This is a genomic window from Gracilibacillus sp. JCM 18966 (assembly GCF_055392695.1).
The window spans coordinates 1,479,078-1,496,579 of record NZ_AP043883.1; the positions used below are offsets into that span (position 1 = coordinate 1,479,078).

The 17,502-nt window shown below is 38.7% G+C and carries 14 protein-coding genes; 9 read left to right on the forward strand and 5 right to left on the reverse strand.

Features of this window, described 5'->3' with window-relative positions:
- Positions 1-359: 359 nt before the first annotated feature.
- Positions 360-1,412, reverse strand: coding sequence for a LacI family DNA-binding transcriptional regulator (locus ACZ5N5_RS07180; RefSeq protein ID WP_109983162.1), 1,053 nt, complete (start codon positions 1,410-1,412; stop codon positions 360-362).
- An 84-nt stretch (positions 1,413-1,496) separates the two neighbouring features.
- Positions 1,497-2,852 (reverse strand): hypothetical protein, encoded by a 1,356-nt coding sequence (locus tag ACZ5N5_RS07185; protein WP_109983161.1) that lies wholly within the window; start codon positions 2,850-2,852, stop codon positions 1,497-1,499.
- A gap of 185 nt (positions 2,853-3,037) precedes the next feature.
- Here ACZ5N5_RS07185 and ACZ5N5_RS07190 point away from each other — a divergent pair, with 185 nt between their 5' ends.
- From ACZ5N5_RS07190 to ACZ5N5_RS07225, 8 genes are all read left to right on the forward strand, one after another.
- Positions 3,038-4,600, forward strand: coding sequence for an AraC family transcriptional regulator (locus ACZ5N5_RS07190; RefSeq protein WP_464373550.1), 1,563 nt, complete (start codon positions 3,038-3,040; stop codon positions 4,598-4,600).
- Between the two features lie 128 nt (positions 4,601-4,728).
- Positions 4,729-5,697, forward strand: coding sequence for an ABC transporter substrate-binding protein (locus ACZ5N5_RS07195; RefSeq protein ID WP_464373551.1), 969 nt, complete (start codon positions 4,729-4,731; stop codon positions 5,695-5,697).
- Between the two features lie 15 nt (positions 5,698-5,712).
- A complete protein-coding gene (locus tag ACZ5N5_RS07200) occupies positions 5,713-6,735 on the forward strand; it encodes a FecCD family ABC transporter permease (protein WP_464373552.1) in 1,023 nt (340 codons plus the stop codon).
- Positions 6,716-7,747 carry a FecCD family ABC transporter permease gene (locus ACZ5N5_RS07205; RefSeq protein WP_109983157.1) on the forward strand — a complete coding sequence of 344 codons (1,032 nt, stop codon included), beginning with the start codon at positions 6,716-6,718 and terminating at the stop codon, positions 7,745-7,747. The genes ACZ5N5_RS07200 and ACZ5N5_RS07205 overlap by 20 nt, the downstream gene beginning before the upstream one ends.
- 5 nt (positions 7,748-7,752) lie before the next feature.
- Complete coding sequence (locus tag ACZ5N5_RS07210; protein ID WP_054788321.1) at positions 7,753-8,553, forward strand: alpha/beta hydrolase; 801 nt, start codon at positions 7,753-7,755, stop codon at positions 8,551-8,553.
- Positions 8,554-8,881: 328 nt separating this feature from the next.
- Positions 8,882-9,637: a DeoR/GlpR family DNA-binding transcription regulator gene (locus ACZ5N5_RS07215; protein ID WP_464373553.1), complete on the forward strand. Its 756-nt coding sequence runs from the start codon at positions 8,882-8,884 to the stop codon at positions 9,635-9,637.
- Positions 9,634-10,551 carry a 1-phosphofructokinase gene (pfkB, locus tag ACZ5N5_RS07220; RefSeq protein WP_054788295.1) on the forward strand — a complete coding sequence of 306 codons (918 nt, stop codon included), beginning with the start codon at positions 9,634-9,636 and terminating at the stop codon, positions 10,549-10,551. Before ACZ5N5_RS07215 ends, pfkB begins: the two co-directional genes overlap by 4 nt.
- A gap of 36 nt (positions 10,552-10,587) precedes the next feature.
- Positions 10,588-12,459 (forward strand): PTS fructose transporter subunit IIABC, encoded by a 1,872-nt coding sequence (locus ACZ5N5_RS07225; RefSeq protein WP_277678053.1) that lies wholly within the window; start codon positions 10,588-10,590, stop codon positions 12,457-12,459.
- A gap of 406 nt (positions 12,460-12,865) precedes the next feature.
- Here the strand turns inward: ACZ5N5_RS07225 and ACZ5N5_RS07230 are convergent, their stop codons facing one another.
- From ACZ5N5_RS07230 to ACZ5N5_RS07240, 3 genes are read right to left on the reverse strand one after another with little or no spacing between them, the layout of a single operon-like run.
- Positions 12,866-13,846: a substrate-binding domain-containing protein gene (locus ACZ5N5_RS07230; protein WP_464373554.1), complete on the reverse strand. Its 981-nt coding sequence runs from the start codon at positions 13,844-13,846 to the stop codon at positions 12,866-12,868.
- Positions 13,847-13,861: 15 nt separating this feature from the next.
- Positions 13,862-14,842, reverse strand: a complete 981-nt coding sequence (locus tag ACZ5N5_RS07235) for an ABC transporter permease (protein ID WP_181397411.1) — start codon at positions 14,840-14,842, stop codon at positions 13,862-13,864.
- Between the two features lie 11 nt (positions 14,843-14,853).
- Positions 14,854-16,344, reverse strand: coding sequence for a sugar ABC transporter ATP-binding protein (locus tag ACZ5N5_RS07240; protein WP_464373555.1), 1,491 nt, complete (start codon positions 16,342-16,344; stop codon positions 14,854-14,856).
- 396 nt (positions 16,345-16,740) lie between these two features.
- On the opposite strand from ACZ5N5_RS07240, the gene ACZ5N5_RS07245 reads away from it, so the two are divergent.
- Positions 16,741-17,319 carry a Maf family protein gene (locus tag ACZ5N5_RS07245; protein ID WP_109983148.1) on the forward strand — a complete coding sequence of 193 codons (579 nt, stop codon included), beginning with the start codon at positions 16,741-16,743 and terminating at the stop codon, positions 17,317-17,319.
- Positions 17,320-17,502 lie beyond the last annotated feature (183 nt).

The window sequence follows — 17,502 nt, forward strand, 5'->3', positions numbered from 1 at the left end:
TGGCGCAATTATGAAAGAGAGCAACAAGGCATTTATTGTTACACTCTTGATATACTGTACTCTGATTTATACCAATCAAAGGTGGAAAGTGTTTTTAATTGAGATAAATGATTAAGTTTATAAGGCTGTCCGTTAAAAAAGACAGCCTTTTTTATACGTTAGGAAAGTATAAAATTTCTACACAGTAGCTTTTCGACGTAGCTGGAATTTTAAGGTGCCAAGTATAAGCAAAACTAGGCATTCGCCAAAGGACGAGCGAATGCGAGTTTTTCTAAAAAGCTAACCAGCTAATAGTAGCTCGTTATCTTGTTCCACTTTTGGGGCGAATGTTTAACAAGGGTATTCGTCTTTCCTTAATATTATTTGTTAGCTGTATCGAGATAATATTTTGCATTTGCTTTTGTTGCGATTTCAAGCTTCACAATATGATCGTCTACTTGACCACTTTGCTCTTCCAGCATATAATCTGTAACCTTCTGTAAGGTAATAGTAGCTTGTGCCATTGGATCCTGACAAATCGTTGCTGTCACCACACCTTTTTTCATCGAATCATAAATGGCTTGATTAATATCATGGCCGATTATGATATGCTTTGTAGACCATGACCAATAGTTCTTGATTTCACCTAGAATACCACTCGCAACATAAATGGCATCCGTCCTTTTTAACGTATCCGCTTCCTTTTCCATTACCTCTTTTATATGCTGACTATTCGTGTACGCACTTTGGCTAAAATATAGTGTTTGGATCTCAACATCTAGATCATGATCCTGAAAAAAGGCGAGAAAGCCCCTTTCCTTATGTTTCATTTGAAACGTATCTTCTAGATCTCTAATTAGAATGACACTTGTTAGATTTTCCTTGAAAAGATAAATAAGCTCCGCTGCTAAATAGCCTGCATCGAAATAATTACTCCCAACATAGGCAATTCGTTTACTGTTAGGAACGTCTGTATTGACAGTAAAGACTGGTATATTTGCTTCAATAGCTTGGTTTATTAGCTCTTCAAATGGACCAGCATCATGAGGAGCAATTGCAAATGCATCATACTTTCCCTTTTCGATCAGCTTTTCTAAATATTGAACTTGTTCATTGTTAGGAATTGTATGAATACGATGCACTTCAATATTAAAGCCAAAATCCTCATACATATAAGCGGCTTTTTTGATTTCTTTGTCTAATTCTCCCCAGAAATAATCTGGAACGACTGGTAATATAAAAGCAATATGAATCAATCGCTGTGTTGACAAAAACTTCGCTGCTCGGTTTGGTCGATAGCCTAATTCTTTTGCTTTTGCACGGACTTTGCGAACCGTTTTTTCACTAACACCTTTTCGGTTATTCAAAACACGGTCCACAGTTGCTGTTGACATACCTAATTGTTCTGCAATCATTTTTGCTGTGACTTTCATTTGAGTTCACCTGCTTTTTACTGTTTGTCTTAGCACATATTATACTCCATACAAGAATGACTATTGCAAGTAAAATCAGTATCGTTAACCTAAAACGAAGTAAGCAACTAAAATCCCAACAGTACCAAAAATCAAGGAATAGATTAAGTTATAGTAGGTGATCAAGTAAGGACTTTGCCTTAGACTCATAGATGTAATCGTAACAACAAGTCCATAAGTTCCAATTGGTACGGTAGAAACCCCTGCTGTCACCAAAATAATCGCAAGACTGAGCGGATTTAGAATATCAATAAGCATTGTGCTAATACCACCTATAACCCCCATTGTAGCGACAGGATGTACACCGAACATGCTCATCAACATAAATAATACTTGAATCATGATTAATAGAACAATTGGATAGTCAGCTACTAGAATAATAGGTCTTTGAATCAAGTTTAATGCAGGTGAATCATTTAAACTACCAGTAAAAAAAGCGAGAGTAACGAATAGGACAATGAAATTATGCATGTTGTTCATACTATATTTCCACTTATTCCACCCAATTGTCCAAAAGCTTTTGCTCCTTCTGATAGCAAATGCCCAGCATGCTGCAAACGGTAAAACCAGTATCGTAACAATAAAAATAAATTCTAAATGAAACCAGTTGCCTAATAGAATAACAAGTGCTAAGAAGCTTCCCAATGCAATGATTAATTGGATTATTTTTGGTCGAATTTCACTGTTTTGCTTTTCTTTTATTGTTTGATTATCTTTAGGGTAGTCTATTTTACCAAAATATAACCTTCCCCAAACATTATCAAGAATGAACATAAAAACCGTGATCATAATCATCCACGGTAGAAGCTCCGCATATTTAACCCCTGTAATAAAAATAGATAAAGCTAGTAAGACTTCCAATGGACTCCACGGCAATGCAAGGGAATAACCACGCATTGTTGTCATCATAATAAATTTATCTGCTACTTTTTTATGGATTGGCTTCAAGTTTTCTACTAAAACATCTTGTGCAATCGTAGCAGATGAGACGTTTAAAAAGGCTGTTAGAGACATCATTGCTGTAGTGCTCCGCTGATAGAGAGCACCAAGATTCTGAACGTTTCCCCGTAATAAATTTTGTATCAGTTTATCAAATCTACCAGCTGTTACAACACTATTCATCCATGGAAGAACCGCTAATAGTGTTAGGATCGAGAGGTTTGCTTCTAGCATTGGTGGTATATCTAATAAGGCTAGGTCAGTTGTCGCAAAAAAGATTGCCCCTACGATTACAAAGGAAATACCAAGGATTTTAAAGAGTCTGGAAGCAGATCCAAAGCTTAACATAAGCATAGTAAAAGCAAGAATTCCTAGCATATAAGAAAATGTTTCACTCGGAAAAAAGACAGAAATAATATGTAAAATAAATACGAATGAAAAATAGATATAGCTATATCTCAAGTTAGATACCTTCCTTCTAGTCTGCTTCCTCTTATCATAGCAGAATAACAAGGAAGATAGCATTTAACTTGATTATCGATTCTAGTTTTATATGAAAAACATCCTAATAGATTCCGTTAACTGCCCCCTGAAGGTTTATGGTATATTGTAAATGAGAATCATTTTCAATAAAGGGAGGGTTTAGTGTGTATGAAATAAAACAGCTTGATCTGTTACCGGTGTTCGTAACACTAAAACGAGTGGAATCTATGAACTCTAACAAGCACTATCAGCTTACGCATACATGGAATCGGGATTATCTACTACTTTATTTTCCAAAGGGGAGTGGCTGGATTTCGATAAATGGGGAAAAAACAAAGATAAGCAAAAGGGAAGCATATCTTTGTAAGCCTGAAGAGACATATGCACTAACGCTAAAACCGGATATACATGCCTTTTTGTTTCATTTCAACATGAATGGGGAATTACCGCTAGAAGCCGAGAGGAAAATGGTTGTCCAGCCTGAGCAAGTCCAGAGATATTGCTATCAGTTGAACAGTATGGACCCAAACGATAATCCAATATTAGCATTACAATTACAAATACAATTTCAAAAAATGATCTATTCTATTTTAACGATGAAAAGAAAGCTATCTATTTCTTTAGAGGATAGATTGATAGAAGCAAAAAAATATATTGACGAACATTTTTCAAAAAATATTCAGATTGAACATTTAGCTAGAATGGCTCAGGTGAGTGAGCATTATTTTGTTGATCGTTTCAAAAGGCAGTTTGGCCTGAGTCCTATCAAATACTTACATCATCAGAGACTAAAAAAGGCAAAAGAACTACTGATAACATTAGATTTTAAGCTGCGAGACATTGCCTCACATGTAGGGATTCAGGACGAATATTATTTCAGTAGATGGTTTAAGAAGAAGACAGGCTACGCCCCTAGTGAGTATAGACTTCGATATAAAAGAAAAATAGCAGTGAGTCAGCGGAATTATATCGGACAATTACTAGCCTTAGATATTATTCCTTATGCGGCACCATTACATCCAAAGTGGACACCTTACTATTACGAAAATTATCGAGTCGATATCCCTGTCCATTTAAGTGCTTATAAAATCAATGAAAGAAAGGATTCGAATCTCGATACACTGATTGATCTCTCTCCAGACATCATTATTTCAGATCGAAGGGATCAATTAGAAATTAGTGAAAAGCTTTCTGATCAAACGAAGGTGTTAAGCATGTATTATGGAAAGCAAACTTGGCGGGAACAACTAATGTTCATCGCAAAATATTTAGACGAGGAAAAGAAGGCAGTTGATTGGCTCAATCAATTTAATAGAAAAGTGGCCAATGTAAGAGAACAACTGCAAACTAAATACAAATCGACAACTTTTTTGTTCATTAGAAAGTTTAAACAGTCTCTTTATGTGAATTGCAATCGAACGATGTCAGAATTATTCTATGGCGAATTAGGTTTACTATCAGCGCTCGGGACAACGATCTGTGATCATGAGATATCATTAGAGGAAATTGATCAAGCAAATCCTGATCATATTCTGTTCATGATTTGCCATGAGCAAGAAACCCTACAGGACTGGCAGGAGGTAAGGATATCAGCTGAGTGGAATAGATTGAAAGCAGTCAAACATCAACATGTACACCTGATACCAACAGACCCTTGGTTTGAATATTCAGCGATTGCACATGACCGTATTCTCGATCAGTTAACAGAATGGTTATCATCGTACTAAGCGTCCTTTTACCTTAGAGGAATTTTGTCCAAATAGGAACAGGTAGATTGTCCATGGATTGGATTTCTTTTTTGTATTACCATTGAGAATGATTATTAATATCGTCATTCGAAGGGGGAAATAGATAGATGTTAAAAAAATGGATCAGTCTCATGCTACTAATACTACTTTTCACAATATTAGTGGCCTGTGGACAAGAAGAGACGCAAGAAGCAAATTCTAGTAGCGGAAAAGAAGAAGCAGAGGATACTAGTCAATCAACTGAAATAAATTATTTAGGAGAGACCTATGAAGTGCCAAAAGACCCTTCTATTGTTATTACAGGAAGTTTAGAAGCAATGGAGGATGCCTTAATGTTAGGGGTAGAGCCAATCGGTGCCATTTCCGTTGGTGGTGAGTTTTCAGAATTATATCAAGAGATTGTTGGTTCAGCTGAATCGATCGGAGAAAAGCAACAGCCAAACCTAGAGAAGATTTTGGAGTTAAACCCTGACGTTATACTAAGCACAACCAAATTCCCTGAGGATGTAAGTTCAAAGCTTAATGAAATAGCAACCGTCATACCAGTATCCCACCTATCTACTGATTGGAAGGACAACCTCTTGTTAATGGGCGAGCTATCTGGAGACAAGGAAAAAGCAGAGCAAATTCTAGCTGACTATGACGAACAATTAGAAGAGATTCAAGCAAAAGCATCCGAGCAGCTACAGGATAAGACAGCGGTCGTTGTTCGAATTAGGAGTGGGAATATTATGATTTATTCTCAGAATACATTCTTTAATCCTTCCTTGTATGAGGATTTTGGTCTGGCGGTTCCATCTGTAGTCGAAGCAGCGGAAGCACAAGAAGCTATTTCGCTAGAAAAGTTTAGTGAAGTAAACCCAGACTATATTTTTGTTCAATATGCCGAGTCAGAAAATGCAGATAATCCAGAAGCACTGTCTGACTTAGAGGTCAATCCAATTTGGCAAAGCCTACAAGCAGTACAGAACGATCAAGTCTATGTGAATGTGGTAGATCCGCTTGCACAGGGCGGCACAGCTTGGAGTAAAATCGAATTTTTAAAAGCATTCAAAGAGAATGTGTTAGTAGAGTAAAAAGGGGTAGGAGCTATGCGAAAAATCAAAACCTTCATACCATTCGTCATTTTCATCATAGCTCCAGTCGTCATCATAAGCACGATGTTTTGCTCCATATTACTTGGTGCAAAAGCCATTCCAGTGGATGTGATTTGGGAGGCGATTTTCCAATTTGATGAAAAAAATGTCGATCATCAAATAATCCGTTTCTCTCGCATTCCACGAGCATTAGGTGCACTTCTTATTGGTTGTTTTTTGGCGATATCTGGTTCGATCATGCAGGGGATGACAAGAAATTATCTTGCGTCTCCTTCTATTATGGGGGTGTCTGATGGCTCCATTCTTATGATCACCTGTTGTATGATCTTTTTTCCGAATCAATCCAATATAACAATGGTGCTGTTTTCTTTCCTTGGTTCGGCAATAGCAGCAGGGGTGGTTTTTTTACTTGCATCCTCTTTGCCTGATGGCCTTAAGCCAGTGAAAATGGCCATCATCGGTACGATTATTGGAACATTTTTAAGTAGTGTAGCTACCGCGTTGGCCACCTATTTTCAAACCTCGCAAAATATTAGCTTTTGGTATAATGCAAGACTCCACCAATTGGAGCCTACTTTATTAAAGGTCGTCTTGCCTTTTGCTTGTATTGGACTTTTCCTTGCGATTGCCATTTCAAAGCAAATGACGGTGTTATCCTTAGGGACAGATGTGGCCAAAGGTTTAGGACAAAGAGATCGACTGATCAAACTATTGGCAGGTTTAGCTGTAGTAATTTTGACAGGGTGTTCAGTATCACTTGCAGGAAATATCGGATTTGTCGGTTTGATCATTCCACATATTAGCCGGTTTCTTGTTGGCGTAGATTTCAAATGGACTATTCCGTTTGCCGGGTTGTTAGGCAGCGTTTTTCTTGCTTTTGCGGATATAGGAAGTCGGTTCTTAAATTATCCATTTGAGACACCAATAAGTGTAGTTACTGCCACAATAGGTGTTCCATTCTTTCTCTATCTAATTAAAAGTAGAGGAGGGGGCTCATATGCAGCAAAATCAAGCTAAAGGCCGGAAGTTTATTCGAATAAGCACCATTTTGATTCTTGGCTTTTTACTTGTTTTTTATTTTAGCTTAACCTACGGAGAGTTTTCGATGACCTTAACAGATGTAGTTCGCACTTTATTAAGGATGGATGAAAGTGATGACAATCAACTAGTCATTTTCACCTTTCGCTTGCCTCGTATTGTCATCGGTATATTAGTTGGTTTGGGACTAGGGATAGCTGGTGCCATCCTTCAAGCATTAACCCGTAATGAATTAGCAGATCCAGGAATACTAGGGATCAATGCTGGTGCGGGTGCTTCGATTGTTCTGTATATGTATACGATAAGCAAGCTCGGTATGGAAGCAGGATTCATGGCAACTTTTGCGATGCCTATATTTGGCCTGATTGGTGGGATTTTCACCGCAATATTTATTTATAGTTTTTCATGGACAAACGGGAGATTAGATTCAAATCGATTATTATTAGTTGGAATTGCAGCAGGTTCGGGATTAGGTGCCTTAACCTTATACCTTTCCTTAAAAATGGATCCACAAGATTTTGAAGCTGCAACAATGTGGATGACAGGGACAATTTGGAATGCAGACTGGCAAAAAATAATAGCCATATTGCCATGGTTTTGTCTTCTTTTACCTATTATTTTTATTCGATCAGCTAACCTAGACTTATTCTATTTAGGGGAGGATTCTGCCAAGAACGTAGGACTTGCTACAGAATGGGAGAAAAGTATTTGGCTATTCTGTAGTATTGGTTTGATCAGTGCATGTGTGGCTGTTTCTGGTAGTATCGGCTTTATCGGTCTTCTCGCACCACATATGGCAAGACGTTTGATCGGGTTACATCATAACTATGTATTAGTCATCTCTGGCTTAATTGGTATTGTCTTAGTTACCTTGGCCGATTTCATCGCAAAGACGATTTTTTCACCAGTTGAATTACCTGTAGGGGTTGTCATTGCTATTATAGGAATCCCTTATTTCATCTATTTATTAAAAAGAAGAACAGTGAGGTGAGCAAAATGAAGCAAGTCATGCTACAGGATACAGAACAATTTTGCTTAATTGCAACCAATCGTGACCAACAGACATATCAAATCTCGGTCTATGTGCCGAAGCAAATTGCGCCAGATGAAGGTTTTCCTGTTCTCTATTTATTGGATGGGAACGCTGTTTTTGGGACAGCTGTTGAAGCGGTAAGAATTCAATCACAGCGAACAGAAAAAACAAATGTGCAACCAGCAATCGTTGTCGGAATCGGTTATGAAATAGCGGATGCCTTCTCTTCGCGTCGATTTTATGATTATACAATGGACCCACCAGAGATAGATATAAGCTCACGCTGGAAAAAACACCCCCCGCCTCAGCATGGTGGTGCAGACCATTTCCTAGCTTTTATCGAAGAAGATTTAAAGCCATTTTTGTTCCGTCGTTACAATATCAATCAACAAAGGCAAACCATCTTTGGTCATTCCTTAGGAGGATTATTTGTATTACATACGTTGTTTACGAAGAATCATGCCTTTCAAAACTATATTGCTGGTAGTCCGTCCATTCACTGGAATAAAACACGTCTCAGTAAGGAGAAGAAGGCATTTTTAAAAAATGACCAACAACGATCGCTTTCCTTATTGATAGCTGTTGGTGAGCTTGAGGCGAATCATTCCACCAATATGTCAGAAAATGCACGGCAATTAGCCGAGGAATTATCGAAGGTGTCTCTTCTAGAGGTACAGTTTGAGGAGCTAGAAGAGGAGAATCATATATCTGTATTGCCTGTTTTATTGAATAAAGCGATAAAGCTAGGATTAAAAGCAAAATAGAGTAGAAAACGAGCTGTCTTATGACAGCTTCTTTTTTGTGCGTTAGGAAAGCATAAAAATTTTTACACAATAGGGTTTCAATATACTGAAAAATTTTAAAGTACCAAGGTGCCTAGTTTTCCTAAACGAATAGAGTGTCTATGATGAATAGCAGATGATTTATTTGAAATAATATCCTTGATTGTCGCAATTTGTAGCAGTAACCAAATCATAGTGCAAAAGAATCAGAACGATTTTGGTTGTTTGTGATCGTTATTGATTGACTATGATTGAAAATGATTGTATAATCTCTGTAAGCGATTAATTCATGAATTGAGGGATACCTATAATGTTAACGATCGAGCGTCAGGAGTTCATCATAGGACTATTGAAAGAGAAGGAAATCGTTTCTGTTCGTCAAATATGCGAATCAACAGGAGCATCTGAATCAACTATACGTCGCGACTTAACCGAATTAGAAAATAGACAATTAATCAAAAGGGTGCACGGCGGTGCTTCTTTATTAAAGAAAAAACGAGCAGAACCCACACTTCTAGAAAAAACCGCACAATATCAAGCGGAAAAAGAGGCGATTGCGAAAAAGGCAGTTACTTTTGTAGAGGATGGGGATTCGATTTATTTAGATGCAGGTACCTCTACCATGCAAATGATCCCGCTACTAAAAGAAAAATCCGTTGTCGTAGTTACAAATGGCATTCCACATGTTCAGATCCTTATGGAGTATGGGATTGAGACATATGTCATTGCAGGAAAAGCAAAAAAGGGGACTGCTGCTCTGATTGGAACGAAGGCAGTTGATGCTATTAAGGAATTTCGTTTCGACAAATGCTTTCTAGGCATAAATGGCATTCATGCAAGTCAAGGGTTCACCACACCAGATCCTGAAGAGGCCAATGTTAAACAAGCTGCAATCGAGCAATCACAAGCAAGTTATATATTAGCAGATCCAACAAAATTCGGAGAAGTATCCTTTGCAAGTGTAGCAAATATTGAAATGGCCACGATCATCACAACAGATGAGATATCGACAGAGCAACAAGAAAAGATAGCAAAATTAACAACTTTAGAGGTGGTGTCACTATGATTTATACTATAACCTTAAATCCTGCCATTGACTATGTCGTCAAGCTTGATGTATTAGAGCAAGGAACGATTAACAGAAGTCAAGGCGATTATAAAGAAGCAGGTGGAAAAGGTATTAACGTATCCCGCGTATTAGATCGCTTAGGCACAACAAGCACGGCTTTAGGTTTTATTGGCGGTTTTACTGGAAAATTTATCACAAATTATTTAGAAAAGGTGGGCATTGCACATGACTTTGTCTCCTTACAAGAGGACACCAGAATTAATGTAAAGCTCAAAGCTGGAAATGAAGAAACAGAAGTGAATGGAAAATCACCAGCCATTACAGAAGAAAACTATGAATCTTTTGTTAATAAGCTCAGAGGATTAACGAGTGAAGACATAGTTGTACTAGCAGGAAGTTTACCGGCCTCTCTTCCTGAGGATACTTACCATTCCATTGTAACTATGTTGAATGCCCAAGGTGTTTCCGTCATTTTAGATACAAGTGGATCGGCATTAGAGCAAGCAATCAAAGCAAGTCCGGCCTTTATAAAACCGAACAATCATGAACTAGCCGACCTATTTTCAGAAAAAATAAAAACTGATTTGGACATTGTAAGGCTTGCTAAGAGATTACATGTGGAGAATCGAATAGATCATGTCTTAGTATCCATGGCAAAAGAAGGAGCTATTTACGTAGGAGAAGCAGGAACCTTTAAGCTAAGTGCCCCAACAGGACGAGCTGTACACTCCGTAGGTGCAGGAGACTCGTCTGTCGCAGGCTTCCTTTATAAATGGCAGGAATCTAACCATGCTGAAGAAGCTGCAAAATATGCGGTAGCTTCAGGAAGTGCCACAGCATTTTCTAAAACATTGTGTACAAAAGATGAGGTCGAGAAGTTATTAGAAGAAGTGCAAGTAACAAAGCTTTAGTTTTTAAACAGACATCTTAAGAAAGGATGAGGGGCTATGAATATCACAGAATTATTAAAAAAAGATATTATGATTTTGGATGTAGACGCAAGCTCAAAAGAAGATGTTATTCAAGCAATGGCTAATCGCTTAGACCAAGCTGGGAGATTGAATGACAAAAAATCGTTTATCCAAGCAATTTGGGAGAGAGAAAGTGGGAGTAGTACAGGGATTGGGGAAGGTGTTGCCATTCCTCATGCCAAAACAAGTGCAGTAAAAACACCTGCCATTGCCTTCGCTCGTTCGAAGGCTGGAGTAGATTTTGATTCATTAGATGCGCAGCCTGCCCATTTATTTTTTATGATTGCGGCAAGCGAAGGGGCAAATAATGATCATCTTCAAACATTGTCGAGATTATCCACTTTATTAATGGATGAAGATTTCCGCCAAAGATTGATGGAGGTAGAAACAGAGGAGCAAATCATCGAGATCATTGATGAGAAGGAAAAAGAGAAGCTAGGAAAAGAAGAAGTGTCTACTTCCACAAGTGGTGGTCCTGAAATACTAGCTGTCACTGGTTGTCCAACAGGAATTGCTCATACGTATATGGCAGCAGATGCCTTAAAGGATAAAGCGAAAGAGCTTGGTGTAACGATCAAGGTAGAAACAAATGGCTCGGATGGAGTGAAAAATCGTTTAACAGAAGAGGATATAGCGAATGCGAAGGCGATTATCGTTGCCGCCGATACTAAGGTAGAGCTGGAACGTTTTAGTGGGAAGCAAGTGTTACAACGAGGAGTAACGGACGGTATTCGCAAGCCCGAGGAATTAATTAACACAGCAATAAACGGCGAGGCTCCTGTTTACCAAGGAGATGGAGACAGCTCCCAAGCTAGCTCAAGTGGAGCAGGAAAAGGCTTCTACAAGCACTTAATGAATGGTGTATCAAATATGCTACCATTCGTTGTCGGAGGTGGGGTATTAATCGCGATTTCCTTCTTCTTTGGTATCCACTCCGCTGAACCAGACCATGCTTCGTATAATGAATTTGCTGCTGCATTAAAAGCAATCGGTGGCGATTATGCCTTTGGTTTAATGGTAGCAGTACTAGCAGGTTTTATTGGAATGAGTATCGCAGACAGACCAGGCTTTGCTCCAGCGATGATTGGTGGTTTTATGGCCTCCATGGGTGGTGCCGGCTTTCTTGGTGGTTTAATTGCCGGTTTCTTAGGTGGTTATGTCGTGGTTCTCGTGAAAAAGCTACTAGCAGGCTTACCGAAATCATTTGATGGAATAAAGACGATTCTCTTCTATCCTGTAATCAGTGTTTTTGTTACAGGCTTACTCATGTATTTCGTTATTATTGAGCCAATTGCTTGGATTATGTCTGGGTTAGAAGGCTGGCTAGGTAGTATGACTGGTGTGAATGCCATGCTATTAGGTCTTATTCTCGGTGGGATGATGGCTGTTGATATGGGAGGCCCAATAAACAAAACAGCCTTCACATTTGGTATAGCTATGATTGAAGCAGGAAACTTTGGCCCACATGCAGCCGTAATGGCTGGTGGTATGGTGCCGCCTCTAGCATTAGCGCTAGCGACAACCTTTTTCCGCAATAAATTTACGCGAGAGGAAAGAGATGCAGGGAAAACAAACTATGCGCTAGGTGCTTTCTTTATTACAGAAGGTGCGATCCCATTCGCGGCAGCCGATCCTGGAAGAGTGATTCCTTCTCTAGTAGTCGGTTCCTCAATTGCAGGTGGCTTGGCTCTATTGTTTGGAGTTGGTCTTCCAGCACCACATGGTGGTATATTCGTTATCCCTACAGTAGAAGGTAGCTGGTTATTGTATCTTGTAGCCATTGCCATTGGGGCAATCGTATCAGCTCTAATGATCGGGTTTTGGAAAAAACCATTGAATAAAAAGTAAAGGGAACTTAGTTGGTTGCAAACAATATAGAGAAACATGTTTGTGGTCAAGTGAATGTCCGAGTGAAGCTGTCCAATAAAGTCAGATATTGTACTACGGAAGACTCCCCATTTTTGAAAAGGATTCTTATCCTGTAGTTTAAAGTCTTTTTCGCTAAAAAATTTGCTTATTGCTCCTTAATATTAGTTTTACCTATAAGTTAAAAAAATAAATTGTACTCACTTTTGAGCACTAAAAAAATCACAGAAGCGCTTGTTAGCATTTCTGTGATTTTTACTGTCAAACATGAGATTTACGCGAATACACCGGAACCTCAATTACTAAAATGCTAAGTCATGATAATTAACTTTTAAACCGCCTCCTGCACGGTTTAACAAGTTTCGGATCGTAATGTGGTAGTTCAGGATTATTCATAAATAGCTGCTTGAATTTCTTCCTCCTCTAAATTGCTTTGGTCATACCAGAAGAAGCCAGTATCAATGCTTTCGGGCACTTCTTTTCCTTCCAATGCTTCCACTGCGGCTTTTACGGTTTCATAGCCAATTCCCTCTGGGTTTTGTGTAATAGCACCTGCCATGACACCATCTTTAATGGCATCGATTTGTTGTTTGCCAGAGTCAAATCCGATAATGGTCACTTCTCCTTCTTTTCCTAATTCCTTTACCGCATTAACCACCCCAATTGCAGACCCTTCATTGGAGCCATAGATGCCTGCAATATCAGGATTAGCCTGCAAGATAGCTTTAGCAAGATTAGTAGATTCTAAATGATCTCCGCCACCATATTGAATATCAACTATTTCCATGTTCGGATAATTTTCTTCGATCGTTTCTACAAAACCATCGCGACGCTGTGTTCCAGTTAGAGAGACTTGATCATGCACAACTAAAGCAACCTTTCCTTCTTCATCCATTAATTCAGCCATTTTTTCTGCAGCGAGTGAAGCAGCGGCATAATTATCGGTTGAGGCTGTAGTAATAGGGATGTCACTATCCACACCAGAATCAAAGGCAATAATCGGAATATCTTGCTCACTTGCTTCTTCTAGTAATGGGGTAGCAGCTTGTGAATCTAGTGCTGCAAAACCAATTGCATCAGGTTTTTTGTCCAGAGCCGTGCGTAACATTTCCATTTGCTTATCCACCTGTGATTCACTTTCTGGTCCTTCGAAGGTAATCTCGACCTGGAATTCCTCTGCTGCTTTCTCTGCTCCACTTTGAACCGCTTGCCAGAATTGATGCTGGAAACCTTTAGAGATGATGGCGATATATGGCTGTTCCTCTGATGAACCTGAATTAGGCTCTTCTTTTTGCTCCGTTGTGTTATTCGCACAAGCAGCTAATATCAGTACCAAAGAAATAATGGCTAATACGCTTTTCATTTTCATCGTTAACTCCCCTTTTTATACATTCTTTTTTCTTAACATATCAATATAAACAGCGAGTAAAATAACAAACCCAATGACAACTGTCTGCCATTCCTGTGGGATCGACATGATCCGTAGACCATTTGTAAGTACGCTCATAATGAGTGCTCCAATCATCGTCCCGACTAAAGAGCCCTTACCACCACTTAATGATGTACCACCAATCACGACAGCAGCAATTGCTTCTAGCTCATATCCCATCCCAAGTGCTGGTTGTGCAGAATCTAGCCTTGATGCCATAATCACACCAGCAACACCGGTGAAGCATCCAGCAATGGTATAAATAATGATTTTCCATTTCGTAACATTGATCCCCGATAAACGAGTGGCTTCCTCATTACTACCAATCGAGAAGGTATAGCGCCCGACGATGGTTTTGGATAATAATATCCAGCCGATCAGCACCATAAGAAAAAATATTAATATAGCATTTGGAAGGTTGACTCCAGGAATAATAGATCCGAGTGCAATTTGATGAAAGCCCTCTATATCACTAAAATAAATAGGTGAAGCCCCAGAGATTATGAGAGACAATCCCTCTGCGATCATCATCATTGCAAGCGTAGCAATAAATGGCGGTATTTTTAATATCGAAACAGAGAATCCCGAGATTAGTCCAATAAGTGCTCCCATTACAATTCCACCAAGGATACCTATTAGGATAGGTAAGCCTAAATAAACAATAAATACTCCCGTCATGACAGAGGTGAGCGTCATCCCAGTACCTATCGATAAGTCGATACCACCTGTAATGATGACAAAGGTAGTGCCTAATGCCAGTATCCCAATGACTGTCGTTGATAGTAAGATACCTTCAATATTTGACCATTGCATGAAATTATCAGAGGCTAGAGAAAAGAAAATAATTAAAAGAACCAAACTAGCAAATGCCAAAATTTGCTGAAGGGCTGCAGAACCTCTCATTTTTTGCTTTATCACTGCGGTAGACATGAACATCACTCCTTATTTCAAGCTTGTTTCGTCGCTAGCTCCATTATTGATTCCTGGTTCGCATCATGCTGGGGCAATTCCCCAGTTGTTCGTCCTTCATTCATGACTATAATCCGGTCACTAAGCCGTAATACTTCCGGTAATTCAGAGGAAATCATGATAATGGATTTTCCTTCCTTTGCGAGACTTTCTAATAGATCATAAATTTCTTGTTTTGCTCCGACATCTATTCCTCTTGTTGGTTCATCAAAAATTAATATGTCACAATTCTTTAATAGCCATTTTGCTATAACGACTTTTTGTTGATTACCACCAGATAAGTATTTCACCAATTGGTTCATGCTTGGTGTCTTCACCTTTAGTTGATTGGAATAGCTTTGTGTCTCTTTTTTTATCTTCTTCGTATGCATAAAGGTAAATTTCGTATAATGAGCTAATGAGGGAGCGGCAATGTTTTCTTGGACTGTTTGTTCTAATAGAAGCCCAAAACGTTTGCGATCCTCTGATAAATAGCCTATTCCATGCCTCACCGCATCATATGGCTGTTTAATGGACACAGTTTTCCCATGTATTTTGATTATCCCTGTGGAAGGATCTGCACCAAAAATAGCTCGAGCTACCTCTGTCCTGCCAGCCCCTACTAAACCAGCAAAGCCTAAAATTTCTCCCTTTTTGAGCTGAAAAGAAACATCTTTTAAATAACGATTGTTTAGCTGGTTCACTTCAAGGGCAATTTCCTTCCATCTACTTGGATTAGTAGCTTTTTGTTCGATATGGAGTTTTCTTCCTACCATTAAGGAAACAACTTGTTTGATGTTCGCACTAGCTGTTTCGAGTGTATCGATATACTCCCCATCTCTCATCACCACAATCCGATCCGAAATTTGTTTTAATTCTTCCATCCGATGTGAGATATAGATGATTCCTACACCTTCCCTTTTCAGCCAATGGATAATTTTAAATAATGTACTTATTTCCGTGTCAGTTAAAGCTGCAGTAGGCTCATCCATAATAAGGATTTTGGCATGAAAGGACAGGGCCTTCGCTATTTCGACCATCTGCTGTTTAGCAACGGTTAGTTCCGCTATTTTTGTTTTTGGATCTAAATGAATGTTTAGCTGCTGAAACAATTCCTCTGCTTTTTTGTTCAATTCTTTATCCTTTAAAAAGAATTGCAGCTTATCCCGTGGCTCTCTTCCGATAAATATATTTTCTGCAACAGTAAGGTCTTGCATTAAGTTTAGTTCTTGGTGAATGATACTAATACCCAACTCCTGTGCTTCCTTCGTGTTTTTTGGTGCCACCTCTTTCCCCTTATAAACAATCGAACCACGATCCTTTTGATAAATACCTGTAAGGATTTTCATTAAGGTGGACTTACCAGCCCCGTTCTCGCCGATAAGTGCTAACACTTCACCTCTATACAAATCAAGCTGAACATCCGTTAATGCCTTGACTCCAGGGAATGATTTATGGATATTTTTCATTTCTAAGATTTTGTCTGTCATTCTATGTCTCCTTCCTTTGTTGACAGCGTTGTCAAAGTTAGTAGCGATTTTCATAGTTTTACTATCATATGCCTCTAGCACCCCCCTATCACTGTTATCGTTAACATTTAATTAGAAAGTCTGCTTTTGTAAAAAAGTATATGCATGGTAAGATAAATTTAGGTTGATTTTTTTAGAATCAGTGGGGTGAAATCTTATTCCAAGTTTTTTTATTAGGAATCACCCGCATTTTAATGCGTGTTTGTCTAATGAGAAAAAGAATATAGTGAAAAAAATTACACAAACTTCTATTATCCTCTTCGTTCCATATATTCCAGTTACCGGTAACATATAAAAGTTTAGTAGATATAGTAGTTAGTGCTTTTTAATTGATAAAAAATTTGCAGGAGGAATATCATGAAAAATAAACTTGTATTAGCATCGTCATCACCTAGAAGACAAGAACTTTTAAAACAGGTGGAAATTCCGTATACACTAAGAGCACCAAATGTTGATGAATCTCAAATAGCTAGCAAGGATCCAGCTGAAAAGGTGCGGAAGCTTGCTTTGCTAAAAGGGCGACATGTGACCTTGCAGGAGGATGGAGAAGTGATCTTAGCTGCTGATACGGTAGTGTCCTACAATAATCAAATTCTCGAAAAACCAAAAAATAAAGAGGAAGCTTATCGTATGATTGCGACCTTGAGTGGAAATGTACATGAAGTATTTACAGGGGTTATGATTCGTTCCTTCGATAATGAAGTCGCATTTGTAGAAAGAACAGAGGTTGAATTCTGGACTTTATCGGAGGAAGAGATAAATTGGTACCTCTCAACCAATGATCCTTATGATAAAGCAGGGGCTTATGGGATCCAAAGCATTGGTGCGATATTTGTGAAACAGATTATAGGTGACTACTATACAGTTGTTGGATTGCCGCTTTCTCGAGTGGTGAAGGAGCTGAGCAGCTTTTCGATAAAGCCTTGTGAATGCTGAGACAGTAACGTAATCTGTAAGGCAACGAAATTACTAAACATAGACACTTTAGACTAGTGAAAAATGATTGTACTTTCATAAAAGAGAAGATATATTAGTGTGTGGAAACGTTTACACCTAATGGGTAAATAGACAAGAAGGGAGGGAATCTGTGCCCTTCCTTCTCTATTGTTTTCTTCATTA